The following is a 26473-nucleotide window of genomic DNA, read 5'->3' as shown; positions in this document are numbered from 1 at the left end:
TTTCGTGAACCGAACTCACTCACCTGGAAGGGGAAAGCTGTGTCGGACGTCGACTTCGATATAGGCATCATCGGGGGAGGCCCGGCCGGTTCCACGGCCGCGTCGTACCTGTCGAAGGCGGGACTCAGCTGCGTGGTGTTCGAGGGGGAGAACTTCCCACGTGAGCACGTGGGCGAGTCCCTGATACCGGCCACGACGCCGGTGCTGGCGGACATCGGGTTCCTGCCGCAGATGGAGGAGGCCGGTTTCCCCAGGAAGTACGGTGCCGCCTGGACCTCGGCCACCGACAAGGGAATTCCGACGATGGGGTTCGAGGGAATGTCCCACGGATTCCGGTCGGCGCTGGTCGAGTTCAACGAGCGCGAGCAGCTGGGCGTCAACCAGGATTACACGTACCACGTGGACCGTGGGAAGTTCGACCTGATGATGCTCCAGCACGCGGCGAGCCTGGGCGCGAAGGTCTACGAGGGCACCCGTATTCGCCGGGTGGACTTCGACGGGCCGAATCCCCGCGTCATCGTCCCGATGGGCGGCAGCGAGGCGTCGGTCACGGTGCGGATGGTCGTCGACGCGAGTGGGCGGCACACCTTCCTCGGCCGCCAGCACAAGCTGAAGGTGAGCGACCCGGTCTTCAACCAGTACGCGATCCACAGCTGGTTCGACAACCTCGACCGGGGCGCGCTCGCGGTCGACAAGGACCAGGCCGACTACATCTTCATCCACTTCCTGCCGATCACCGACACCTGGGTGTGGCAGATCCCGATCACCGACACCATCACCAGTGTCGGGGTCGTCACGCAGAAGAAGCACGTCCAGGCGTCCAGTTCGGACCTGGAGGGCTTCTTCTGGGAGTGCGTGTCCAGCCGCCCGGACCTGCACGAGGCGCTCCAGAACTCGCAGCGGGTACGCCCGTTCAAGACCGAGGGCGACTACAGCTACGCCATGAAGCAGATCTGCGGCGACGGCTGGGCGCTCGTCGGGGACGCGGCGCGCTTCGTCGACCCGATCTTCTCCAGCGGGGTCAGCGTCGCCATGAACGGCGCCCGCATCCTGAGCGCGGACATCATCGCCGCGGCGGAGAAGGGCGACTTCAGCAAGGCGGCCTTCCACACCTACGAGTCCAAGCTCCGCCGCGCGGTGGGCAACTGGTACGAGTTCATCTCGCTCTACTACCGGCTCAACATCCTCTTCACCGCCTTCGTGCAGGACCCGCGGTACCGGCTGGACGTGCTCAAGATGCTCCAGGGCGACGTGTACGACGACGGCGAGCCCAAGGCGCTCACCGCGATGCGGGAGATCACCCGGCAAGTCGAGGAGAACCCCGACCACCTGTGGCACAAGCACCTGGGTTCGCTCCGCGCGCCCAGTGCCGCGCCGCTGTTCTAGAGGGCTACGAGATGCGGCCACCGATCACCGAGCGGGCAGCGCGGCGCCGCGCCCCGGAGCCCATCGCCATGGTGGGGGCCGGGTGCCGGTTCGCCGGGGGAGCACACGGGCTGCCGGGACTCTGGCGGCTCCTGAGCGAGGGAGTCGACGCAGTGGAGACCGTCCCGCCCGATCGGTGGGACGCGGAAGCCCTGTTCGACCCCGACCCGCGCAAGCGCGGGGCCCTGTACAGCCGTTGGGGCTCCTTCCTCGACGACGTCGGCGGGTTCGACCCCGCGTTCTTCGGCATCGCCCCTCGTGAGGCGCACGAGATGGACCCCCAGCAGCGGCTGTTGCTGGAGGTCGCGTGGGAGGCGCTGGAGGACGCGGGGCAGCCCCCCGGGGCGCTGTCCGGCACGGCGACCGGGGTCTACACCGGGGTCCTGGGCATGGACTACACGGTGCTGCACGCGCGGCAGGCCGGGCTGGAGGAGATCAACCCCTGGTACGCCAGCGGGCGGGAGTTCAGCTTCGGCCCCGGCCGGCTCTCCCACCTGCTGGGCCTCCAGGGGCCCAGCCTGTCCGTCAACACGGCCTGTTCGTCCTCGCTGGTCGCGGTCCACCTGGCGTGCCAGGCGCTGCGGGCGGGCGAGACGGACCTCGCCCTGGCGGGCGGGGTCAACCTGATCCTCTCCCCCGAACTCAGCGTGTTCCTCTGCAAGGTGCGCGCCATGTCACGGGACGGCCGCTGCAAGCCGTTCTCGGCGGCGGCGGACGGCATCGTCCGGGGGGAGGGCTGCGCGCTGGTGGTCCTGAAGCGCCTGGCGGACGCCCTCGCCGACGGGGACGAGGTCCTCGCCGTCATCCGGGGCTCGTCCGTCAACCACGACGGGGCCAGCGCGGGGCTCACCGTCCCCAACGGGGCCGCGCAACAGGACCTGTTGCGCTCCGCCGTCGCCGCGGCCGGGATCGGGGCCGACACCGTCGACTACGTGGAGGCACACGGCACGGGCACCCCACTCGGCGACCCCATCGAGATGAGCGCGCTGCGCGGGGTGTACGGCGCGGGCCGGGCCGAGGAACACCCGCTCGCCGTCGGCTCGTTGAAGAGCAACCTCGGGCACACCGACTCGGCGGCCGGGATCGGCGGGCTGCTGAAGGCCGCGCTGGTGCTCCGGCACGGCCAGGTACCGGCCACCCTGCACCTCGACGAGCGGAGCCCGCGCATCCCGTGGGACTGGCCGGTGACCGTCCCCACCGAACTCACGCCGCTGCCGGAGCTGGAGAACCGCCCCCGGCGCGCGGGCGTGAGCGCCTTCGGGCTGAGCGGCACCAACGCGCACGTCATCCTGGAGGCGCCACCCGCACCGGAGCGGGAGGCCGGTGAACAGACGGGCACCGGACCGGTGTTGCTGCCGCTGTCGGCGCGCAGCGCGGGCGCCCTCACCGACCTCGCCCGGGCCCACCACACCCGGTTGACGTCCGGGCATGACAGTCCCGCGCTCGGGGCCCTGGCGCACAGCGCGGGCGTGCTCCGCACCCACCACGCCGAACACCGGCTGGCGGTCACCGCGTCGGACCCGGACGCCCTCGCCGAGCGGCTGGCCGTCTTCCTGGACGGAGGCGCCGCGCCCGGTCTGAGCAGTGGCCACCACGAGGACGACGGGGAGGTCAGCGCGCCCCGGCTGGTGTTCTGCTTCTCCGGCCAGGGCTCGCAGTGGCCGGGCATGGCACGGGAGTTGCTGGGAGACGAGCCCGAGTGGCGGGTCTTCCGGGAGTCCTTCGACGCGTGTGACGCCCTGGTGCGGGACCTCGCGGGCTGGTCCCCCCGCGAGGAGATCGACCGGCCGGAGGAGACCTCGCGGCTGTCCCGCACGGAGTTCGCCCAGCCCACGATCTTCGCCGTCCAGGTGGCGCTGGCGGCGCTCTGGCGCTCCTGGGGCGTCGAGCCCGCCGCCGTGGTGGGCCACAGCATGGGCGAGATCGCCACCGCGCACGTGGCGGGGGCGCTGAGCCTGCCGGACGCGGCCCGGGTGGCGGTGCTGCGCGGTCAGGTCCTCGCGGACTCGGCGGGGCGGGGCCGGATGGCCACCGTGGCGCTGGGCGAGGAGGAGACCCGCGCGGCGCTGGAGCCGTTCGCGGACCGGCTGTGGGTGGCGGGTGTCAACAGCGCCCGCAGCACGGTGGTTTCGGGTGAGGTGGACGCGCTTGACGAGCTGACGGCGCGGCTCGCCGAGGAGGGGGTGGGCTGCCGGGCGATACCCGGCGACCACCCGTTCCACAGCCCGCTGGTGGCCGGGCCCCGCGACCGGCTGGCGGCCCAACTCCCCCGGCTGCGCCCCGAGTCCCCCACGATCCCGGTGGTGACGACCACGCCGGGCGGGGCGGACGGCACCCTCTTCGACGCGGCGCACTGGGCGCGGAACGTCACGGAGCCGGTCCGGTTCGCGGACGCCGTCGGCACGTTGCTGGAGCGCGGGCACACCGCCTTCGTGGAGGTCGGCCCGCATCCGGTGCTGGCGCTGCCGCTGACGCACACCGTCGAGGAGCGCGCCGACGAGGCTCCGGAGGCCGGGGAGGTCGTGGTCGTCTCCTCGCTCCGGCGCGGATTCGACGCGGCCGAGAGCCTGCTGGGCGCGCTGGGCGCGCTGTACGCGCGGGGTGTCGCCGTCGACTGGGCCGGGGTGCCGTGCCGGGGCGGCGGCCGCACGAAGCTGCCGACGTACCCGTGGCAGCGGCGCCGCTTCTGGCTCCGTACGGCCGAATCCCCCGCCAGTGCGAGGCCGTTGGGCGTACCGGAACGGCCGTCGGACCGGTCCGCCCCCGCGTCCCAGCCGACGCCCCCGTCGCCCCCGTCAGCGTCCGGGGCCGCTCCGGAGGCCGCTCCCGGGGCAGCTCCCGGGGAGGTGGACGGTCCGGGGTGGGAGGAGGTCGTCGAGGGGGCGGTCGCGCGGATCCTCGGGCTCGAACCGGGGTCGGTCCGCCGCCGTCAGGGCTTCGCGGAGATGGGCATGGACTCGGTGTCCGCCATCGAGCTGCGCGACCAACTCCAGGTATATGTCAGCCCGTTGAGGGCCACAGTGCCGTTCGACCACCCGACGGTGGAGCGCCTCGCGGCGTACCTCGGCACCCGCCGGTCCACGCCGGAGCGCCCCGCCACGGCCCCGGCCCCCACAGCGGCGGCCCCCGAGCGCTCCGGCCCCGCCCCACACGCGGGCGGGACGAGCGCCGGCGCTCCGGGTTCCATCCCAACCACCGCACCGGCACCGGTCGTTGACGCCGCCACGAGCGGCGGCGGCACCGGGGAGGCGCGGGTGACCGTGCCCGTCTCCGGGGACGGTTCCCGGGGGGAGGCAGCCGAGGAGCCCATCGCGGTCGTCGGCCTCGGCTGCCGTTTCCCCGGCGGCGGCGAGGGCCCCGAGGGGTACTGGACGATGCTGAGTGAGGGGACCGACGCGGTAACGCTGTCCCCGGAGGGCCGGTTCACCGACCGGAGTCGCTGGCGGGGCGCCTGGCTGCCCGAAGTGGACCAGTTCGACGCGGAGTTCTTCCGTATCGCGCCGCGCGAGGCGAAGGTCATGGACCCGCAGCAGCGGATGTTCCTGGAGGTCGCCTGGGAGGCGCTGGAGCACGCCGGGCAGTCGCCTGACCGGCTGCACGGCACGCGCACCGGCGTGTTCGTCGGGATGAACTCGCACGACTACGGGGACCTCATCACCGTCAGCCCGGAGACGGTGGACGCCTTCTACGGGACCGGCAACTCCTTCTGCTCCACCTCCGGACGGCTGTCGTACTTCCTCGGCCTGCACGGGCCCAGCCTGGCCGTGGACACCGCCTGTTCCTCCTCCCTGGTCGCCGTGCACCTCGCGGTGCGCAGCCTGCGGTCGGGCGAGAGCGAGGTGGCGCTGGCCGGTGGGGTGAACGTCATCGCCGGGCCCACGATCCACCGGGCCAGCGAGTCCGCCGGGGCGCTCGCCGCCGACGGCCGCTGCAAGACCTTCGACGCCGCGGCCGACGGCTACAACCGGGGCGAGGGCTGCGGGGTCGTGGTGCTCAAACCGCTGTCACGGGCGCTCGCGGACGGCGACCGGGTGCTGGCCACGTTGCTGGGGTCGGCCGTCAACCAGGACGGGCCGAGCAGTGGCCTGACCGTGCCGCACGGCCCGGCGCAGGAGGAACTGATCCGCACGGCGCTCGCGGACGCCCGGGTGACCCCCGCCGACCTCGGCTACGTGGAGGCGCACGGTACCGGGACCCCACTCGGCGACCCGATCGAACTGGAGGCGCTGGGCGCCGCGTTGGCCGACGGGCTGCCCGCCGGTCAGCGGGTCCCGGTGGGGTCGGTGAAGACCAACATCAGTCACCTGGAGGCCGCTTCCGGCATCGCCGGACTGATCAAGGCGGTACTGGTGCTGTGGCACCGGCGGATTCCGCCGCATCTGCACTTCCAGCGGCCGAGTCCGGAAATCCCCTGGGACGAGCTGCCGTTCGACGTTCCGACGGCCAACCTGCCCTGGCCGGAGGGCCGGAGCGCGGCCGGTGTCAGCGCCTTCGGGTTCAGCGGTACCAACGCGCACGTGGTGCTGGGGCTGCCCGGTTCCGCCGGGGGGACGCCCGACGCCTCCGCCACGTCCGGCACCGCCGAAACGTCCGAGGCGTCCGAGGCGTCCGAGGCGTCGGCCGAGCGTCCGTATCTGCTGACGCTGTCGGCGGCGGACCCCGGCGCGCTCACCGCGCAGGCCGCCAACTACCGCGACCTGCTGGACTCCGCTCCGGAGAGGGCGGGTTCGGGTGCCGCCGCCACGGCGGACCCGGTGCGGGCCCTCTGCCGGACGGCCGCCATCCGCCGGGCCCACCTGCCGCACCGGCTGACCGCCGTCGCCCGGAGCGGTGCGGAACTGGCCGGGCTGCTGGGCGAGTTCGCCGAGCAGGGCGACGACGGTTCGCCGGGCCTCAGCACCGGCCACGTACGGGACGCCGGGGAGCGGCGCATCGCGTTCGTCTACTCCGGTCACGGCTCCCAGTGGGCTGGGATGGGCCGCCGACTGCTGCGCGAGGACCCGGTGTTCCGCGAACAGCTGGCGGAGACCGACGGCTGGCTCCGGCCCGTCCTGGGCTGGTCGGTGGCGGAACACCTCGCGGAGGGACGGGAGTTGCCGTCCGGGCCGCGACAGCAGGAGCTGATCTTCGCTGTCCAGACCGCTCTCACCCACCGCTGGCGGGCCCTGGGGGTCCACCCCGAGGCGGTCGCCGGGCACAGCCTGGGCGAGGTGGCCGCCGCGCACGCGGCCGGGGTGCTGGGCACGGGCGAAGCGGCGCGGGTGCTGCACGCCCGCGCCACCACCCAGGAACGGCTGGTCGGCACCGGAGCGATGGGCGTCGTCGGGCTCCCCGCCGAGCGGGCGGAGGAGGCGATCGAGGGCCACCGCGACCGGCTGTGGGTGGCGTTGAGCAACAGCAGCCGCAGCACGGTGCTCTCCGGTGATCCGGAGGCGCTGGACGAGGTGCTGGCGCGGCTGCGCGGCCAGCGGGTGTTCTGCCGCCGGGTGGACGCGGCGGGCGCCGGTCACTGCCCGCTGGTCGAGCCACTGGACGGCGAACTCGCGGAAGAACTCGCGGGGTTGGCGCCCGCGCCGGGAGGCGTGGCCTACTACTCGTCGGTGGCCGGTGGCCGTCAGCGGGGCGAGGTGTGCGACGGCGCGTACTGGGGCCGGACCCTGCGGGACCGGGTGCGCTTCACCGAGACCGTACGGGCCCTGGTGGCCGACGGGTTCGACACCTTCGTGGAGATCTCCCCGCATCCGGTACTCCTCCCGTTCGTCGAGCAGGAGCTGGGCGCGCTGCGGCACGAGGGGCTGCTGCTGCCCTCGCTGCGCCGCGACGGGGACGACCTGGCGGTACTGCTGTCCTCGCTGGGCGCCCTGCACGCGCACGGCCACGCGCTGGACTGGGGCCAGCACTTCCCCGAGGGCGGCCCGCCCGCCGACGCCCCGCGCTACCCATGGCGGCACCGGAGCTACTGGCTGCCCGAGCCGTCCCCGGGCACGGCGTCCCGCGCGGCCGGCGGGTCCGTCACCGCGGGCGGTCATCCGCTGCTGGCCCGGCGCACCGAGGTCGCCGGGGGCCCGAGCGTCTTCGAGGGCGACCTCAACGACCGTCTTCTGAAGGCTGGTTCACCCTGTGGGCGACTGTGGGAGACGCGGCTGGTGCCCGACGCGACCTGGCTGGAGATGGCGCTCGCGGCGGCCCGTGAGCACTTCGGTCCGGGACCAGTCGAGCTGGCGCACGTGGAGCTGCCCGCTCCCTACCTGTACGACGCGGCGCCGGAGGGCGGGCCCGGGGACGGCCAGCCAGGCGCCGAACCGTCCGAACCCGCCGTCGCCCAGCTGGTGCTGGACGCGACGGCCGGGATGGACGAACCGGCGACCTTCGCCGTCACCACCCGGTCCGCGCTGGACGGCGGGGGCACGGTGCGGGCGGGCGGGCTGGTGTCCCCCCGGGCCCTGTCCCCGGAGCCGGTCGGGCCACCGCCCGCCCCGGCCGGGGAGGCGGAGGCGCCGGAGTGGGCGGCCGCCGCGCTGTCCGCCGGTGGGGTGTCGCTGGACGGACTGCGGGTGCTGGGTGGCGAACGGGCGCCGGGCGCCTGCACGGTGACCTGCGCGCTCGAATCAGCGACCGAACCGTCGGGCGACAGCTGGGCGTTCCCGCCCTCGCTGCTGGAAGTAGCCCTGCGTGCCCCGGCGTTGGCCCTCCCCGCAGATGAGGGCGCAGGGACCGGTCCGTACCTCCCGACCGCCGTCGACCGGCTGACCCTGCTGCGCGGGGCACCGGACGGGCCGGTCACGGTGCGCGCCACGGTGCGCGAGGAGCCGGGCGACGGCGAGCGACTGCTCGGGGACGTCACGGTCTACGCGGAGGACGGCGCGCCGGTGGCGCTGCTGACCGGGGTCACCCTGGAACCGCCGCCCGGCGCCCCGTTGGCCGCCGGTGAACGGGCGCGGCTGGACGGGCTGTTGTACCGGCAGCACTGGCGGCTCGCCGCCCGGCCGGGGAGGCCCGCCGCGACGGCGGCCCAGGACCGGGCTGCGGACCCCTGGTGGCTGCTGCTCGCGGACGACACCGGCGTGGCCGAGGCGCTGGCCGGACGGCTCGCCGCCACGGGTGCGGGGAGCGTGCGGATCACGCGTGAACAAGCCGCCAGTCCGGGCGGGTTGGAGAAGCTGGTCCGGGACGCGCTGCACCGTCCTGGCTGCCGTGGCGCGGTGCAGCTGTGGGCCCTGGACCTCCCGGCGGAGGCCGACCCGCTCAGCGACGCCACCGACGGCGGGGCCGGGGAGTCCACCGAGGCGGTGTACGACACCGTGTTCCGCCTGGCGCGCGCCCTGGGTTCGGGGCGGACCGCGCTGCCGGTGTGGCACGTGACGCGCGGCGCCTGCGCGCCGGACGCACCGGGCGCCCACCGGCGTCCGGTGGCCGTGGCGCACACGCCGCTGTGGAGCCTGGCCTCGGTCGCGGCGATGGAACACCCCGCCGCCTGGGGCGGCTTGCTGGACCTGGACCCGGTCAGCGGGGGGCTGGAGGCCGACGCGGACGCCGTCGCCGGGGAGTTGACCGCCGGGGACGGCGAGGACCACGTCGCGGTGCGGGCCGGGCGCCGCCTGGTCCAGCGGGTGGTCCGGGACCGCACCCGCGGACCGGCGCTGCCGCGCGAGCGGTGGGTGCGCCCGGGCGGCGCCTACCTCGTCGCGGAGGGCGCGGGGCGGCACGGACTGGCCCTGGCCCGGCGGCTGTTGGAGCTGGGAGCCGGGCGGGTGGTGCTCACCCACGGCCCCGCGGACGCCCCGGACGCGGAGGTGGCGCGTCAGGTCGCGGCGCTCGGCGCCGGAGGCCCGGGCGAGGTGCTGCTCGTCGAGGCGGACGGCACCGACCCCGCGTCGCTCGGGCGCGCGCTGGACCTCACCCGCGAGGGCGGGGTTCCGCGCGGCGTGTTCTGGCTCGCGGTGGACTGGAACCTGGTCGGGAGTGACACCTTCGGGGCCTCCGACATCCGGGAGGCTGTGTCCCAACGCGCCGTCGGCGCCTGGTGGTTGGACTCCCTGCTGCGGGAGCGGCAACTCGACGCGGATCTCGACCACTTCACGGTCTTCAGCGGTATCGCGGCCTCCTGGGGTTCGCTGGGTGCCGCCCGGCAGGCCGTGCCGGACGCGCAGTTGGCGGCGCTCGTCCAGCGGCGCCGCGAGCGCGGCGAGCCGGGGCTCTGCGTGCGGTGGGCGCCCTGGGACGGGACGGGGCTGCTGGAGCGGGAGAGCGAGACGCGGCTCGTCCGCGCCGGACTCCGCCCGCTGGCGCCGGAGACGGCGCTGACCGCGCTGGAGTACGCCCTGACCTCCGACAGCGCCGAGACGAGCGTCTGCGAGGTCGACTGGGGCCTGATGATGCCGCTGTACCAGCAGACGGCGTGGCCGCTCTTCGACGACCTGGAGCCCGGCGACGAGGAGGGCGAGGCGGCGACCGCGCTGCTGCGGCAGCTCACGGCGCTGGACCCCGAGGAGCGGGCGGCGGCCCTCGTGGAACGGGTGCTGGCGGAGGCCGCGGTGGTGCTGGGCGCGGACTCCGGGGACGAACTGGACCCGCGCCGGGGCTTCTTCGACCTCGGGATGAACTCCGTCACCGCGCTGGAGCTGAAGGTGCGCCTCCAGCGTCTCTGCGCCGCGACGCTGCCCAACACGCTCGTCTTCGAGTACCCCAACGCGGAGGCCGTGGCCGCCTATCTGGCGGCGGACGTCCTGGAGCTGGACACCGGCGGCGACACCGCGGCGGAGCCCGGGGACCCGGACGTGGGCACTCCGTACGACCCCAACGACCCACCGGCCGACGGCGGTTCAGACGGTCCCGACCCCTCGGAGCAGCCGGGCGGCGCGGCGAGCGCCGACGGCACGGGCGGCGCCGACGGACCGGACGACGACCTCCTCGCGCGCTTCGAACGCGAGATGGCCGAAGTCGAGGCGATGGACCTCGGCCCCGGCCGGTGGGCACCGCCCCGCACCGAGACCCACGACCCAGGAGAGGGGGGGAGATGACGACGGGGACCCCGGACGACCGGGCGAGGCTGAACCGCGCCCTCGACACCATCGCCCAGCTCAGGAACCGGCTGCACGCCTACCAGGCGACGGACGGCCCGATCGCCATCGTCGGTGTGGGCTGCCGGATGCCCGGCGGCGCCGACTCGCCGGACGCGCTGTGGCGGGTGCTGCGCGACGGCGTGGACACCGTCACCGAGTTCCCCGCGGACCGGGGCGACGCGGCGGCCGTGTACGACCCCGACCCGGACGTTCCGGGGAAGGCGTACTGCGTCAGCGGCGGATTCGTCGAGCACGCCGACGCGTTCGACGCCTCCCTCTTCGGGATCTCTCCCGCCGAGGCGGTGGCGATGGACCCGCAGCAGCGGGTGACCCTGGAGGTCACCTGGGAGGCGCTGGAGCGCGCCGGCATCGCCCCGGACCGGGTGGAGGGCACCGCCACCGGCGTCTTCCTGGGCGCCAGCACCAGCGACTACGTGCGGCTGCGGCAGCAGCTCACCGGCTCCACCGGCGTCGACCCGTACCAGCTGATGGGCGAGCCCGCGTTCCTCGCGGGGCGCGTCGCCTACCACTTCGGGCTGCGGGGGCCGGCGCAGGTCATCGACACCGCCTGCTCCTCCTCGCTGCTGGCCGCGCACCTCGCCTGCCAGAGCCTGCGCCGCGGCGAGTGCGATCTCGCGCTGGCCGGTGGCGTCAGCCTGATGCTCACCCCGTACGGCTTCGTCCTGGTCAGCAAGACCGGGGCGCTCTCGCCCGACGGCCGCTCCAAGGCGTTCGACGCCACGGCCGACGGCTACGCGCGCGGCGAGGGCTGTGGCGTCGTCGTCCTCAAGCGGCTCAAGGACGCGCTGGCGGACGGCGATCCGGTGGTGGCCGTCATCCACGGCTCGGCGACCAACCACGACGGCCGGTCCAGCGGCATCTCCGTGCCCAGCGGCACCGCGCAGCAGGAGGTGGTGCGCGCGGCGCTGAGCGACGCCCGGCTCGCCCCCGGTGAGATCGGCTACGTCGAGGCGCACGGCACCGGGACCTCGCTCGGCGACCCGATCGAACTCCGCGCCCTGGAGGCGGTGCTGGGCCCGGGCGTGCCCGAGGGCCGGTCGGTGTACGTGGGGTCCGCGAAGACCAACTTCGGTCACCTGGAGGCGGCCGCCGGGGTCACCGGGCTGCTGAAACTCGCGCTGTCGCTGCGGCACGGCCAGATACCGCCGAGCCTCCACTTCCACCAGCCCAACCCCAACGTCGAGTGGGAACGGCTCCACCTCACCATCCCGACCGGGGTGACCGACTGGCCCACGGGCGAGCGCGGCCGGTTCGGCGGCGTCAGCTCCTTCGGCGTCAGCGGCACCAACGTCCACCTGGTGCTCGGGGAGGCCCCGCCGCCCTCGACGGAGACCGCCCCGGAGCCCCCGGAGGAGGCGCGCGACGGGGCCGGACTGCTGACGCTGTCCGCCGCGAGCCAGGAGGCGGTCGCCGAACTGGCCGCCCGCTACGCGGACTTCCTCGGCCTCCCCACGGACGACGAGACCGGCGGCGGCGCCGGGGACGGGCCCGCGATGGGCCCCCTGTGCCGGAACGCGGCCCTGAGCAGGGCCCAACTTCCCTACCGCCTCGCGGTGGTGGGCGGGTCGAGGGGTGAACTGCGGCAGCGGCTCACGCGGTTCACGGAGGACCCCGGGGTACCCGGCGTCCTCAGCGGGCGTGCAGAGTCCCGCCGACTCGCCAGGGCCGCGTTCCTCTTTCCCGGGCAGGGCAGCCAGTACCCCGGTATGGGCCGCGAACTGTACGAATCCCAGCCGGAGTTCAGGGCCGCGATGGACCTGTGCGACAGCACGCTCCGCGGCGAGCTGCCGCGCCCGCTGCTGGAGGTGCTCTACGGCTCGCCCGAGGACACCGCGCTGCTGGACCACACCCGCTACACCCAGCCCGCCCTGTTCGCCGTCGAGTACGCGCTCTCCCGGATGTGGCGAGCCTGGGGCGTGCGGCCCAGCGCGGTGCTCGGGCACAGCGTCGGCGAGTTCGCCGCGGCCTGCGTCGCCGGGGTGTTCGGCCCCGAGGAGGGCCTGACCCTGGTCGCCGCGCGCGCGGCGCTGATGAGCGACCTCTGCGAGCCGGGCGCGATGCTCGCCGTCCCGCTGTCCGAGCGGGAGGCGGAGGAGGTCGCCGAGGAGACCCGCGCGGCGGGCGGCACCCTGTCGGTGGCCGCCGTCAACGACGCGGCGGCCACCGTGCTGTCCGGCACGGCGGACGCTGTGGAGAGCGCCGCCGCCCGCCTCACCGAGCGGGGGCACCGGGTGCGGCGGCTGGAGGTCTCGCACGCCTTCCACTCGCCGCTGGTCGAACCGGCGCTGGACCGGCTGCGCGCGGTGGCCGAGGGCATCCGGTTCGCCGCCCCCCGCGTCCCGCTGATCTCCAACCTCACCGGTGCGGCCGCCGAGCCCACCACCCTGTCGGACCCCGGCTACTGGTGCCGCCACGCCCGCGAGCCGGTTCGCTTCGGCGACGGGCTGCGCGCCCTGGACGGCCTGGGCCTCGCCACCTTCCTGGAGGTGGGCCCCGGCCGGACGCTGCTGGGCATCGGCTCCACCGCGCTGCCCGGGTCCGAGCGCTCCTGGCTGCCCACGCTGCCCAAGGGTGGCGACCAGGACGGCGAGGCCGTACAGGTGCGGGCCGCGCTGGGCGGGCTGTGGACCCGCGGCGCCCCGGTCGACTGGCGGGCCGTCCACGGGGACCGCGCCACCGCCGGGAGCGCGGCGCTGCCCACCTACGCCTTCCAGCGGCGGCGCTACTGGTTCGAGGTACCGGACCAGCCTCCGGAGCCGCCCGGAGCCGGGACGCGCCGCCCCGCCTCCGGCGAGGCCCCGGAGGCTGGCGGGGGCGGGCCCGCAGCGAACGCCACGCACGCCACGCACGCAGTCCCACCGCTCGTCGTGGAGCTGGCCGAACTGGCCCCGGCGGAACGGCTCGTACGGATCGGGGCCTGGCTGCGCGAGCTGCTCGCCACCGCCCTGTGGAAGCCGGTGGAGGACCTCACCCCGGACGTGGACCTGCTGGGCCTGGGCGTCGACTCACTGCTGGTGACGCAGGTCGTCTCGGCCGGGCGGAACGACGTGGGCGTCACCCTGACCCCTCGCGAGCTGTTCGCGGAGCCCACCCTCGCCGCCTGGGAGACGCTGGTCGTCGGGCGGGCGGAGCGGGAGCACGAGCTGCCGGGCGCCGCCGAGCGCGCGGCGGGTGCGGGCAGCGCGGCGCCCGACTGGACCGACCACGCCGTCCTCGTCGAGGACGCGGTGCTCGACCCGGCGATCCAGCCCGGCGACGCCTGGGCCGCGCACTGGCGGGAGCCGCGCGAGGTGCTGCTCACCGGCGCCACCGGCTTCGTCGGCGCGTTCGTCCTGGACGAGCTGTTGCGCACCACCGGCGCCACCGTGCACTGCCTGGTGCGCGCGGACGGCGAGGAGGCGGCGCTGGCGCGGCTGCGCTCCAGCTTCGAGACGTACCGCCCCTGGCCGGAGGAGCACGCGGCGCGCATCGTCGCCCTCCCCGGCGACCTCGGGCAGCCGCTGCTGGGGCTGGCGGAGGAGACCTTCGACGCGCTGGCGCACCGGCTGGACGCCATCCACCACATCGGCGCGAACGTCAACTTCGTCCACAGCTACGCCCAGTTGAGGCCGGTGAACGTGGGCGGCACCGAGGAGATCCTGCGGCTCGCCTGCCGGGGGCCGCTCACCCCCGTGCACCACGCCTCCACCTTCGCGGTGTGGGGGGTGCCCGAGGACCTGAGCAGCGCCTTCGGCGAGGACGACCCGCTGACCCGCGCCGGGCGGCTGCCCAACGGCTACCTCCAGACCAAGTGGGCGGGCGAGTGCCTGGTGCGGGAGGCGCGCGAGCGCGGGGTGCCGGTGAACGTCTACCGGCTAGGCCAGATCATGGGCGACTCGCTGCACGGTGTCTGCGTCACCAACAGCTTCACCTGCGCGGTCATCAAGGGCTGTATCCAGTACGGCTCGGCGCCCGCGCTGGACATGCTCGTCGAGATGACCCCGGCGGACTACGTCAGCGCGGCGTGGGGACACATCGCCGCGCGGGGCGAGTTCGGGCGGAACTTCCACCTGCTCAACCCGGAGCGGCTCGCGTTCAAGGAGCTGGTCGGCTACGTGCGGCGGCACGACTGGCGGGTCGAGGAGCGGCCCGCCGCCGAGTGGGTGGAGGACTTCCGCGCGGGCGTGGACGCCCAGCCCGCGGCGGCCGCCGAGGACACCGAGGCCGCCCGGGACACCGAGGCCGCCCGGGACACCGAGGGCAACGCGCTGCTCCCGCTGATCGACACCATCAGCGAGATCGTCCGGGTCGGCCAGGACGCGATGACGTACCACGTTGACAACCTGGCGCGGGCGCTGGAGGGCAGCGGTGTCAGCTGCCCTCCGCTCGACGACGACCTGCTCGACACCTACTTCGGCTGGATGGTCCGCACCGGGTTCCTGCCCGCCCCGGCCGCCGTCGGCCACCCCAGCTCCCGACCGGAATCGGAGACCCCCGCATGACCTCCCCCAGCTCGTCCCCGGACCCCGCACCGGAGGCTCCCGGCACCCCGGACTCCACGCCGACCTGTGACGTCGCCGTGCTCGGCGGGCGGTTGTCCGCCGGAATCCTGGCGACCGTGCTGGCCGCGCACGGCGCCCGGGTCACCGTCGTCGACGACGGGGCGCCGCCCGCGGTCCCGCAGAGCGCCATGGGGGTGCACGCCTCCGCGCTGATCCGGGTGATCGCCGAACGCTACGAGGTGCCCGAACTGGCGCACCTGGCCACGGTGGACGGCGTGCGGGAGCACGTCACCACCACGGTCGGCGCGGAGCACGCGCACAGCTTCCTGTACCACCGGCCGGGCCGCCCGCTGAACCCGGACGAGCTGGTCCAGGTCTGCCCGCCCAAGGGCTCGCCGCCCGACCCGCACTACTACCGCCCCGAGGTCGACGCCCACCTGCTGCGGCTGGCCGAGAACAAGGGGGCGCGGGTGCTGCGCGGCGCGAAGGCCACCGAGGTGGCCCCGGACGCCGAGGGCGTCACGGTGCGGCTGGCGGAGGGCGAGCCGGTGCGCGCCAGGTTCCTGGTCGACGCCAGCGGCCCGGACTCGCCCCTGGTGGAGCGGCTGGGGCTGCGGGAGGAGCCCACCCGGTTCACCACCAGCACCCGCACCCTCGCCACCCACATGCGGGGCGTGCGCCCCCTGGAGTCGGTGGTGGCCGACCGGCCGGAGGAGTTCCGCTCTCCGGTGGCCTGGTCCCGGGGCAGCAACCACCATATGGCGGACGGTGTCCGGCTGAGCGTGATCCCGCTGGGCAACCACCCCGAGCCGGGCGGGGACGGCCCCTTCGGCGTCACGCTGACGGTCGACGCCGGAACCGCCGGGAGCACCGCGAACTCCCCGGAGGCCGAGTTCCGCGAGATCGTCAGCCGGTTCCCCACCCTGGCCGCGCAGTTCGAGGGGGCACGGGCCGAGGGCGAGTGGACGGTCACCACCCGCGACCAGCACTCGGTCCGCGAGGTCGTCGGGGAGCGGTGGTGTCTGCTGGGCGACGCCGCCGGGTACGTCGACCCGTTCATCTCGCGGGGGCTGAGCACCGCGCTGGAGACCGTGAACGTCCTCACCTGGCGTCTGCTGAGGGCCCTCGCGCGGGACGACTTCACGCCCGAACGCTTCGCGCCCGTCGGGGAGTTCCTCCTCGCGCACCAGGACGCCAACGACCAGCTCGCGGCGATGGCGCACGCCTCGCTCCGCGACCCCCGGCTGCTGAAGTCCGTGCTGTTCGTCCTCGAAGTGGGCTTCCGCTACGGCGGGTTCCCGATGATGATCGCGCACGCCCGGTTCCGCTCCACCGGGGACGACAGCGAACTGCGGGCGCTGGAGACCCTTCCGCACACCGGGCACGTGTTCCCCGGACACGAGGGCTTCTACCGGCTGTTCGGCGCGACGGCGACGATCTGCGCCCAGGTGCGGGCGGGAACGCTGGACGCCGACACGGCCAGCGAACGCGTCTTCCGGATGGTGCGCGAGGCGGACTTCGTCCCCGCCGCGTTCGAGTTCCGGGACCCCTCGGTGCGGTTCCTGCGCATCACCCCGGTCACGATGCTCCGCCTGGCGCTGTGGTCCTTCCGGGGCGCGCCCAAGGACATCGCCCCCCTCATCCGCGGCGGGCTCAAGGCGGTGCTGCGCGGCGGCTGAGCGTCACCAACGCCCGTGTCCCCGCCGCCGTTCCGGCCCCCGCCACCCCCTTCCGGTCCTTCCGGTTGTCCGGTCCTTCCGGTCTTCCGGTCCTTCCGGCCACGAGAACCAAGGAGCACACACCCATGGCCACCCCATCCGCATTCTCCGGCAGCGTCCTCACCCCCGGTGACGACGGCTTCGAGGCGGCCCAGGTCACCTGGAACGCCTGCTACTCCTCCCGCCCCCGGGAGGTGATGGTCTGCCACGACGCCGCGTCCGTCGCCGAGGCGGTGCGCAGCGTGCGGGAGCGCGGACTGCCCTTCCGGGTGCGCTCCGGCGGCCACTCGATGTGCGGGCTGAGCAACCTGGACGACGGCGTCATCATCGACCTCGGCGGCCTGGGCGGCGTCGAACTCACCCCGGACCGGCAGACGGTGCGGATCGGCGGCGGCGCCCGCCTCGCCGACGTCTACAACACCCTCTGGGACCACCGGCTGACCGTCCCGGCCGGCACCTGCCCGCGGATCGGGGTCGGCGGCCACGTGCTGGGCGGCGGCATGGGCGTGCTGTCCCGGTCGCGTGGCGCGCTGGTGGACCATCTGACGGCACTGGAGATGGTGGACGCCGAGGGCCGGCTCCTGCGCGTCAGCGAGGACGAGAACCCCGACCTGTTCTGGGCCTGCCGGGGCGGCGGTGGCGGCAACTTCGGCATCGTGACCGCGTACGAGCTGCGGCCCACGCCGATCGACGACGTCACCATCTTCACGGTCAGCTGGACCTGGTCGCAGCTCCCCGACGCGGTGCGGGCCTGGCAGCGGTGGCTGGGCTCGGCGGAGAGCCGTATCAACAGCTTCCTCTCACTCTTCCCCCAACAGCAGGACATGGTCGTCGCGTTCGGCGTCTTCGACGGTCCGGCCGCCGACTTCCGGCCGCTGCTGGCCCCGCTGACCGCCGAGGTCGCCCCGGAGGCCGAGGTCGTGGAGGAGGTCCCGTTCATCCAGGCCGTGGACACCGTCGAGGCGTTGCAGGGCGAGGCCGCCGCCGCCGAGCAGGTGCGGGCGCAGGGCAGTTCGGCGATCATCGCGAACCCGCTGAACGACGAGGCGCTGGCCACGCTCCAGGAGTTCCTCACCGACCCGCCCAGCCACCGAGCGGAGGTGGCCGTCTACGGGATGGGCGGCGTCATCGGCGAACGGGAGCGCGGCGACACGGCGTTCGTGCACCGCACCGGCCTGATGGCCTTCGAGTACCGCACCGACTGGGACAGCCCCGAGGACGACCGGCTCAACCTGGACTGGGTGACCCGGCTGCGGCACGCGATGGCCGAACACACCACCGGCGCCGCCTACGTCAACACCATCGACCTGGCCCTGGAGAACTGGCTGTGGGCCTACTACGAGGAGAACCTGCCGCGCCTGATGGCGGTCAAGCGGCGGTACGACCCGGAGAACGTCTTCCACCACCCGCACAGCATCCCCGGCTCGCTCACCGCCGAGGCGGCCCGGGCGCACGGCGTTCCCGAGGCCACCCTCAAGCGGCTGCACGACGACGGCCTGCTCGACGGACCGCTGGACTGACGGCGATCCCCACCGTTCCCGTCAAGGAGACTCACCATGACACCTGACACCGCACAGCCCGGCCGCACCGACGAGGAGCTGCTGGCCGAGATCGCCGAGATCCTCTACGACGTCTGCGGCGTCCCCCCGGCCCGGAGCACCCCGGACAAGTCCTTCGTCGAGGACCTCGACGTGGACTCGCTGTCCATGTACGAGATCGGTATGACCACCCAGGACCGCTTCGGCGTGGAGGTCCCGGACGAGGACATGTACCAGCTCCGCACCGTCGGTGACCTCGTCGCCTACCTCCGGAAGGCGGGAACCCCGGCATGACCGGCCCCCCCGAGGAGGCGGGCGGCCCCGGGCGGCGGGTGATGGTGACCGGTCTGGGCGCGTCCACCCCGCTCGGCGGGGACGCGCCCGCCACCTGGTCGGCGCTGCTCGCCGGAGTCTCCGGGGTGCGCGAACTCACCGCGGAGTGGGCGGAGGACCTGCCGGTGCGGTTCGGCGCGCCGGTGGCCGTCGAACCGTCCGAGCGGCTGGAGGGGTACCAGACGCGCCGGATGGGCCGGTCGCAGCAACTGGCCTGGCTGGCCGCGGAGGAGGCGTGGGAGGACGCCGGGGCGCCCGAGGTGCCCGCCTCCCGGCTGGCCGTCTCGGTCGCCTCCGGGGGCGGCGGCGTCAGCGACCTGCTGGACCAGTACGACGTGCTGCGCGAGCGGGGCTGGAAGCGGGTCGCCACCCACACGCTGCCGATGTACATGTCCAACGGCGCCGCCGCCTGGCTGTCCGTGCGGTACGGCGCCACCGCCGAGGTGCGCGCCCCCGCCGCCGCCTGCTCGTCCGGCGCGGACGCCCTGGCCCACGGCCAGGAGCTGATCCGCTCCGGGCAGGCGGACGTGGTGCTGGCGGGCGGCACCGACGCCATGCTCCACCCGGTGATGGTGGCGGGGTTCGCCGCGATGCGCGCGCTGTCCCGCCGCAACGACGACCCCGCCAGCGCCTGCCGTCCCTTCGACCGCGGCCGCGACGGCTTCGTGCTCGGCGAGGGCGCCGGGCTGCTGGTCCTGGAGGACGCCGCGCACGCCGCGCGGCGCGGGGTCCGCGGCTACGCGGAGCTGGCGGGGGTGGGCCGCTCCGCGGACGCGCACCACATCTCCAACCCGGAGCCCACCGGGGAGGGCGCGGTGCGCGCGATGCGGCGCGCGCTGGCGGACGCCGGGCTCGGCCCGGACGCCGTCCGGCACGTCAACGCGCACGCCACCGGCACCCCGATGGGTGATCTGGCGGAGGCGCGGGCGCTGCGGGAGCTGCTGGGGCCGCGTCTGGGCGGCGCCTCGGTGACCGCGACCAAGTCGCTGACCGGGCATCTGCTCGGCGCCTCGGGCGCGGTGGAGGCGGTCGTGACCACCCTGGCCCTCCGGCACGGCCTCGCCCCGCCGACCGTCAACCTCACCGACCCCGATCCGCGGGTCGGGGAGGACGTGCTGGACGCGGTGGTGCGGGACGCCCCGGCGTCGCTCCCCGGGGGGCCGCGCGCCGCGCTGAGCAACTCCTTCGCCTTCGGCGGGCAGAACGTCTCCCTGCTGCTGCGCGACAGCGGCGCGGCCGACGGAACCGGCGCCGCGACCGGGGCGTGACAGGCGGCCCGACCGGAGCCGCGACAGGCGGCGAAACCGGCGGCTTCCACGACGGCGTGACGGGCGGTCAACCGGCCGTCGCCACGGGGTTCCCAGGCCGGTCCGGCTCCCCTACAGTCGAATTCAACACGTAATGAGTTCTTGGTTCGAAGGCTCAGCGACCCGAAGAGAGAAGGGGAGGCCCTGTGGGTACGGAAAGCCCGGAGGCCGCCATCCAGGTGGAGGACCTGGTCGTGGTGCGAGGTGGAAAGAAGGTGCTGCCCAACCTGTCCACCCTGGTCCGCCGTGGAGGGATCACGGGGCTTCTCGGGCCCAGCGGCAGCGGGAAGACCACGTTGATGCGCGCCATCGTCGGTGTGCAGCGGGTGCGTTCGGGACGGGTGACGGTACTGGGTGAGCCCGCCGGCTCGCCCTCCCTGCGCCACCGGATCGGGTACTTCACCCAGTCCCCCAGCGTCTACACCGACATGACCGTCCGGGAGAACGTGCGCTACTTCGCGCGGCTCTACGACTTCCCCAAGCCGGACGTGCGGGCCGACGCGGCGATCGAGGAGGTCGGCCTCGGCGACCAGGCGGGGCAGCTGGTCGGCACGCTCTCCGGCGGGCAGCACAACCGGGCCTCCCTGGCCTGCGCCCTGGTCAGCCGCCCCGAACTGCTCGTCCTGGACGAGCCGACGGTCGGCCTCGACCCGGTGCTGCGCGAGGAACTGTGGGACAGCTTCCGCAAGTTGGCGTCCGAGGGCGCCACCCTGCTGGTCTCCAGCCACGTCATGGACGAGGCCAACCGCTGTGAGCGGCTGATCCTGCTGCGCGACGGCGCGATCGTCGCCGACGACACCACCCAGGCCATCAAGGACCGGGCCGGCACGAACGACCTGGACCGCGCGTTCCTGACGCTGGTCCAGCAGCACGAGGAGGTGGCCTGATGTCCACACGGCAATCCACCCCACGGGGCGGCGTCCTCTCCCCCCGGCTGATGGGCGGCACCACCCTCCGCGTCCTCGGCCAACTCCGCCACGACCGACGGTCGATGGGGCTGCTGATCGGGGCGCCGCTGCTGCTGCTGACCCTGGTCTACTTCATGTTCGACGGCAACGACATGCTGCGCGACCGGGTCCTGCTCATCATGCTGGGCATCTTCCCGTTCCTGCTGATGTTCCTGGTCACCAGCATCGCGATGCTCCGCGAGCGCACCTCGGGCACCCTGGAGCGCCTGTTCACCACGCCGATGGGCAAACTCGACCTGCTCTTCGCCTACGGACTCGCCTTCGGGCTGGCGGCGACCGTCCAGGCCAGCGTGGCGACCACGGTGGCCTACTGGCTGCTCGGCCTGGAGACCGAGGGCGGCGGCTTCTTCGTCGTGCTCATCGCGGTGGGCAACGCCCTGCTCGGCGTCGGACTGGGCCTGCTGTGCAGCGCGTTCGCGCGGACCGAGTTCCAGGCCGTGCAGTTCCTGCCGATCGTCGTGCTGCCCCAGATCCTGCTGTCCGGGCTGTTCGTGCCGCGCCCGGCCATGGCGGGCTGGCTGGAGGGCCTCAGCAACGTCATGCCGCTCGCCCACGGGGTGGAGGCCTTGCAGGAGGTCGGCATGCACGCGAGCGCCACCGCCGACATGTGGCGCGGCTTCGGTGTCGTGGTGGGATGTGTACTACTCGCCCTGACCCTGGCCGCCGGAACCCTGCGGCGGCGCACCGAGTGAGGTGAGGGACGCGTCGCCTCGGGAGGATGGCCCACGTGCAGAAGAAGACGGGACGGACCGGACGCCGGCCCGGCAAGACCCGGACTCCCGAGGCGATCCTCCGCTCCGCGCGCGAGGCGTTCGCCAGCAACGGCTACGACGGCACCTCGATCCGGCAGATCGCCACCGGTGCCGGTGTCGACCCCGCGCTGGTGCACCACCACTTCGGCACCAAGGAGGAGTTGTTCCTCAAGGCCATCGAGGCTCCGATCCAGCCGGAGGCCATGATGGACGACATCTTCGCCGCGGATGTGGAGGCGGTTCCGGAACGTGTGGTGCGGACCTTCCTGGGCGTCTGCGAGGGCCCCGTCTCCGGCCCCGCCCTGCTCGGCCTGCTCCGGGGCGCCATGGCCCACCAGTGGCAGGCCGCTCTGCTGCGTGAGCTGTTCTACACCCAGATCGCCCGCCGCCTGGTCCACCGGCTGGGCGAGGCGGTGGATCCCGAGGAGGTCCCCTTCCGGGCCTCACTCGTGTCGAGCCAGCTCTTCGGCCTGGCGATGAGCCGGTACGCGCTGCGTCTCCAGCCACTGGCGGACGCCCCCCGCGAACGCGTCATCGCCATCGTCGCCCCCACGATCCGCCGTTACGTTCTGGAGGAGCTGGGCACGGGCGAGGACGACGCGCCCTGATCACGCGCCCCGCGCGGAGACGGACAGCGACAGCCAGCGACAGACGGCAATGACGCGGGGCCGGGCCGCGAGGACGCGGCGACGACGCTGAACGCCGGGCGAAGCACCCATGGATAGCGGGCACGGTCGCCCGGTCCTCGGATGACGCGCATAGATCCCGCATTCGCTCCCGGATGACGCGCATAGATCTCCCCCGGACGGCGCGTGCACAATCCCCACACAATGCGAGCGCGACACTGGAAGTGGAGCCCGGTTCGGATTACGGTCGTCCCGTGTTTAACTACTCACCAGTTTCGCTCAGTTGAGCGGCCTCACCCCCTGGTGACCGGTACCCGAGTACCACTCGATGGGTCACACACACGTCGATTTCGGGCGATACCGAGTTCCCGGCCGACAGATCTGTCGGCTTTTCGTCCGACCGGCGGCGTATCTCCTCAGGCGCGTGCGAACCGAAGGAAAAGCCACGGTCGCGCGAATCGAAGGAAAACGCCCTGCATCCACCCGGAAACCCTGCGGTCAGCGCCCCCGGATACCAATGACCCGCCACCGGTTCCATGGGCTGGCGAATTGGCCGTCAAGCGTTGCTGTTCTGTTACAGATCTTCACCTGTCGCATGTTTCGGCTTGGCGCAAAAGGTTTCTCGCTTGCGAACGGTGTGCTACCTTGATGCGGTGTTCAGTGGGTGTTGATTCTGTGGAGAATTGACAGCCGGTACCATAAGGCTGGCCTGTACAAATGAAACGGGGGGTCGTCCTGTGCGCATTCTGATCGTGAGTGAGAGGACGGTCGTTAGGGCGGGCTACCGAATGCTATTCGAGACGCAGTCAGATCTTGAGGTGGTGGGCGACGCTGGAGATATGTGCCAGATCGCGCGCAGCCTGCAAGGGAAACCGCCCGACGTAGTGATCATAGATTCGGCGGCATCGACTCTCGATGCCGCCGATGTGGTCCGGTGCTTCGCGCGCAACGCGTCGAACGTCCGCTGCCTCGCGCTGGTCGCGGCGCTCGACGAGCGGGTTCCGCACCTGCTCCACGCCGGCGTCCGTGGCCTGCTGCTCAACCACTCCTCATCGACGGAGATCATCTCCGCCGTCCGTCTGGTCGCCGCGGGATACACGCTCTTCTTCTCCGCTGGCGGCTCCTTCGCCGCGGGTGCGAAATCCGCCGTGGCGACCGAGAGCGAGGTACGGCGGGAGCCCGATCCGGAGACCCTGGAACGCCTGACGCGACGCGAGGTCGACGTCCTCCGACTCATCGCTCGGGGGTGCAGCAACGCCGAGATCGCGGCGGTGCTCTACGTCAGTGAAAGCACCGTGAAATCCCATGTGCAGCGGATGCTGGACAAGCTGGATCTCCGTAACCGCGTGCACGCGGTGATATACGCCTACGAGCGCGGGATGATGGGCACCGAAAAGGTGAGCGTTTCCGCTTGAAGAAAGCGCGCCACAGGGGAGGGGGCTCTGCCCCCTCCCCTTTTTTTGCGAGGGCGGGAGGTGGCGTCCACTACGGTAAACAGTCGCGGAAAATCTTCGGAAAACGGCTTTGCCGGGGTTTCAACTTCCTTTTACTTCACCAGTTATTTCCCGGGCCATCGAGGTGCGGTCCTTTTTCCCGTTCGCGGTGCGCTTCAGCTCGTCCACCACATGCAGGGTGTCGAGCACCATGTAGGGCGGCAGCCGGTCAGCCGACCACCCCTTGAGACCCAGCAGGGATACCGGAGTTCCGGGCTCCGCGGGGGTGACGACGGCGTGCAGGGCCGCCTCCAGACCCTCGCCGATCACCAGTACCGCGGCCTCTCCCACAGCCGGGTGCGTACTGAGGACACTCTCTATTTCTCCGAGTTCCACTCGCTGCCCGCGAATCTTTACCATCTGGTCCCGCCGCCCGACGTACCAGAGGTTCCCCTCCGCCCCCACCCGCACCACGTCTCCCGTGGCGTACGGACCGGAATGCGGTTGCCGTCCCCAGTAGCCGAGCATCACCGTGGGCCCGGATACCAGGAGTTCGAACTCGCCCTCGCGGTCGGTGGGTTTCAGGGTCAGCTCGTCCCCCGAACAGGCACGGCCGATGGGCAGTTCCCCACCGCCCCGGAGGTCGGCGGCGGTCACCTCGTACGAGGTGCAGACGTTGGTCTCCGTGGGGCCGTACCAGTTGAACAGCCGCACCCCGGGCCAGGTCTCGCCCAGCCGCCGCACCAGCGGCGGCGGGAACGGCTCCCCCGCGAAGAGGCAGGTGTGCAGGGCGGGCGGCGGCGGACCGTCGAGCAGCCCGCCCTTGCTCATCATCAGCGTCAGCGCGGACGGCACCGAGTACCAGACGGTCAGCTGGCGTTCCTCCAGGAAGCGCACCAACTGCTCGGGCGCGTACGCCATCTCCTGGGAGATGAGGTGCACCGAGGCGCCCGCGCGGAACGCGGCGTAGAGGTCGAAGACCGACAGGTCGAAGTTGAACGGGGCGTGGCCCGAGAGCCGGTCGCGGGGACCGAGGCCCAGCCGCTCCACGGCCCAGTCCACGAAGCCGAGGGCGTTGCGGTGGCTCAGGCACACCCCCTTGGGCTCGCCCGTCGAGCCGGAGGTGTAGAGGATGTAGGCGAGGTCGTCCACCGACCCCTCGGCGGGCGGGGGTTCGGTCTCCGGGGCGCCGTCGAGCAGGTCCGCGCAGCTGAGCAGCGGCGGGCCGTCCCACTCCGCCGCGCGCGCGGTCTCCGCGTCCGGGGCGACGGCCAGCGCGGCCGCGCAGCCGTTCGCGATCCGGGCGACGCGCGCGGCCGGGTTGGACTCGGTCACCGGAACGTACGCGGCGCCGCGCCGCAGACAGCCCTGCATCAGCGCCACCGCGTGCGCGGTCTTACCCGTCCACAGCACCACCCGGTCACCCGCCGTGACCCCGCGGGCGGCCAGGGCGGCGCTGAACCGGCCGGCGAGCGCGTCCAGTTCGCCGTACGTCAGGGCGCCGTCCGGCGCGTGCACGGCGAGCGCGTCCGGGTCCCGGCGCGCGGCGTCGATGACGGGCTCGTGCAGCCTCACAGTCCCAACTCCCGGGCCGCCAGCTCCCGCTGGATCTCCGAGGTACCCGAGAACAGCACGCTGGGCACCGCGTTCCGCAGCTCCGCCTCGATCCCGGCGTCGGCGAGGAAGCCCTGCGCGCCGAAGATCCGCACCGCGTCCATGGCGCTGGCCAACGCGCCCTCGGAGGCGGCCAGTTTGGACAGTGCCACCTCCAGCCGGGCCGGGCGGCCCTGGTCCATCTCCCAGCACGCGCGGTAGAGGAGCAGCCGCGCGGTCTCCAGTCGCATGTGCATCTCCACGACGCGGTGCGACACGGCCTGGAACCGCCCGATGCTGCTGCCGAACTGCTTGCGCCGCCTGGCGTGTTGGGTGACCCGGTCGACGAGCCGGGCCATCATCCCGACGTACCCCGCGAAGAGGCAGGCGCGCTCCCAGCCCATCGAGTGCTGGAAGATCGTGGCGCCCATCCCCTCCCTGCCGAGGACCGCGTCGCCGGGGACGAGGCAGTCGGTGAAGGTCACCGTGGAGGCGGGCGTGGAGCGCAGCCCCATCTTCTCGAAGGGCTCCCCGACCCGTACGCCCGGCGCCTCGGCGGCCACGACGAACGCGGTCTGTCCCAGGTGCCCGGCCTCCGGGTCGGTGGTGGCGTAGGTGACGAAGACGTCCGCGACCGGCCCGTTGCTCACGAAGGACTTCTCCCCGTTGAGCAGATAGCCGCCGTCCACCGGCGTCGCCGTGGTCGCGAGCCGGGCGACGTCCGAACCGGCGCCGGTCTCCGTCATGGCGTTCCCGGCGATGTGGTCGCCGCCGCACATGCCGGGCAGCCAGCGGGAGGTGATCGCCGCGGAGCCGAACTCCGCGATCGGCACCGCGCAGGCGAACAGGTGGGCGCTGGCGGCGAAGACGACGCCGGTGTCCGCGCACGCCTCCCCGAGGGCCTCGTAACTCCGGGCGGTGTCCAGGGCGCTGGACCCGGCCCCGCCGTGCTCGACGGGCAGGCACGCGCCGAGCAGCCCGAGGTCGCCGATCTCCCGCCACTTCTTGCGGAACTCCGTGGACGTGGTGGCGGGTTCGGGACCGAGGGCGGAGCGGGCCGCTTCCAGGATCTCGTCGTGGCGCCGCTGTTGCTCAAGGGTCCAGCCGAAGTCCATGTCTCTCCCGTTTCTTCGTCACCGCGACCGTCACCGTGACGTCCCCGCGCGGCGGAACGCCGACGTCTCCCCGTCCGGCGGGTATCGCGCCGTTCACCGTG

At 73.4% G+C, this 26473-nt stretch carries 13 protein-coding genes; 11 read left to right on the top strand and 2 right to left on the bottom strand.

From position 1 onward, the window contains the following. Positions 1-39: 39 nt before the first annotated feature. The 11 genes from E0L36_RS23525 to E0L36_RS23475 all read left to right on the top strand — a co-directional run bounded on the left by E0L36_RS23525 (position 40) and on the right by E0L36_RS23475 (position 23646). Positions 40-1386: an NAD(P)/FAD-dependent oxidoreductase gene (locus E0L36_RS23525; RefSeq protein WP_180931284.1), complete on the top strand. Its 1347-nt coding sequence runs from the start codon at positions 40-42 to the stop codon at positions 1384-1386. Continuing rightward, on the top strand, positions 1332-10445 hold the full coding sequence (locus E0L36_RS23520) for a type I polyketide synthase (RefSeq protein ID WP_180931283.1): 9114 nt from the start codon (positions 1332-1334) through the stop codon (positions 10443-10445). Before E0L36_RS23525 ends, E0L36_RS23520 begins: the two co-directional genes overlap by 55 nt. Then, complete coding sequence (locus E0L36_RS23515) at positions 10442-14989, top strand: type I polyketide synthase (protein WP_180931282.1); 4548 nt, start codon at positions 10442-10444, stop codon at positions 14987-14989. The genes E0L36_RS23520 and E0L36_RS23515 overlap by 4 nt, the downstream gene beginning before the upstream one ends. Beyond that, on the top strand, positions 14986-16668 hold the full coding sequence (locus E0L36_RS23510) for an NAD(P)/FAD-dependent oxidoreductase (RefSeq protein ID WP_180931281.1): 1683 nt from the start codon (positions 14986-14988) through the stop codon (positions 16666-16668). Before E0L36_RS23515 ends, E0L36_RS23510 begins: the two co-directional genes overlap by 4 nt. 125 nt (positions 16669-16793) lie before the next feature. Next, positions 16794-18227, top strand: a complete 1434-nt coding sequence (locus E0L36_RS23505; RefSeq protein ID WP_180931280.1) for an FAD-binding oxidoreductase — start codon at positions 16794-16796, stop codon at positions 18225-18227. Positions 18228-18263: 36 nt separating this feature from the next. Next, positions 18264-18539, top strand: coding sequence for an acyl carrier protein (locus E0L36_RS23500; RefSeq protein ID WP_180931279.1), 276 nt, complete (start codon positions 18264-18266; stop codon positions 18537-18539). After that, entirely contained in the window at positions 18536-19846 is a 1311-nt protein-coding gene (locus E0L36_RS23495) for a beta-ketoacyl synthase (protein ID WP_180931278.1), read from the top strand. The genes E0L36_RS23500 and E0L36_RS23495 overlap by 4 nt, the downstream gene beginning before the upstream one ends. A gap of 185 nt (positions 19847-20031) precedes the next feature. Further along, on the top strand, positions 20032-20772 hold the full coding sequence (locus E0L36_RS23490; RefSeq protein ID WP_180931277.1) for an ABC transporter ATP-binding protein: 741 nt from the start codon (positions 20032-20034) through the stop codon (positions 20770-20772). Further along, entirely contained in the window at positions 20772-21545 is a 774-nt protein-coding gene (locus tag E0L36_RS23485; protein WP_180931276.1) for an ABC transporter permease, read from the top strand. Before E0L36_RS23490 ends, E0L36_RS23485 begins: the two co-directional genes overlap by 1 nt. Before the next feature lie 35 nt (positions 21546-21580). Continuing rightward, positions 21581-22213: a TetR family transcriptional regulator gene (locus E0L36_RS23480; protein ID WP_219637000.1), complete on the top strand. Its 633-nt coding sequence runs from the start codon at positions 21581-21583 to the stop codon at positions 22211-22213. Positions 22214-22968: 755 nt separating this feature from the next. Beyond that, the gene (locus E0L36_RS23475; protein ID WP_180931274.1) at positions 22969-23646 is read left to right on the top strand and encodes a response regulator transcription factor; all 678 of its coding nucleotides are present in this window, start codon (positions 22969-22971) and stop codon (positions 23644-23646) included. A gap of 120 nt (positions 23647-23766) precedes the next feature. Here E0L36_RS23475 and E0L36_RS23470 read toward each other — a convergent pair whose 3' ends face one another. Then, a complete protein-coding gene (locus E0L36_RS23470) occupies positions 23767-25239 on the bottom strand; it encodes an AMP-binding protein (RefSeq protein ID WP_180931273.1) in 1473 nt (490 codons plus the stop codon). Further along, positions 25236-26372, bottom strand: a complete 1137-nt coding sequence (locus E0L36_RS23465) for an acyl-CoA dehydrogenase family protein (protein WP_180931272.1) — start codon at positions 26370-26372, stop codon at positions 25236-25238. Before E0L36_RS23465 ends, E0L36_RS23470 begins: the two co-directional genes overlap by 4 nt. Between the last annotated feature and the right edge of the window lie 101 nt (positions 26373-26473).

This window comes from Streptomyces sp. AJS327 (assembly GCF_013450295.1).
In the GTDB taxonomy this organism is placed as follows: domain Bacteria; phylum Actinomycetota; class Actinomycetes; order Streptomycetales; family Streptomycetaceae; genus Streptomyces.
Note: the sequence above shows the minus strand (reverse complement) of the source record. Positions and strands in the feature narration are given on the sequence as shown.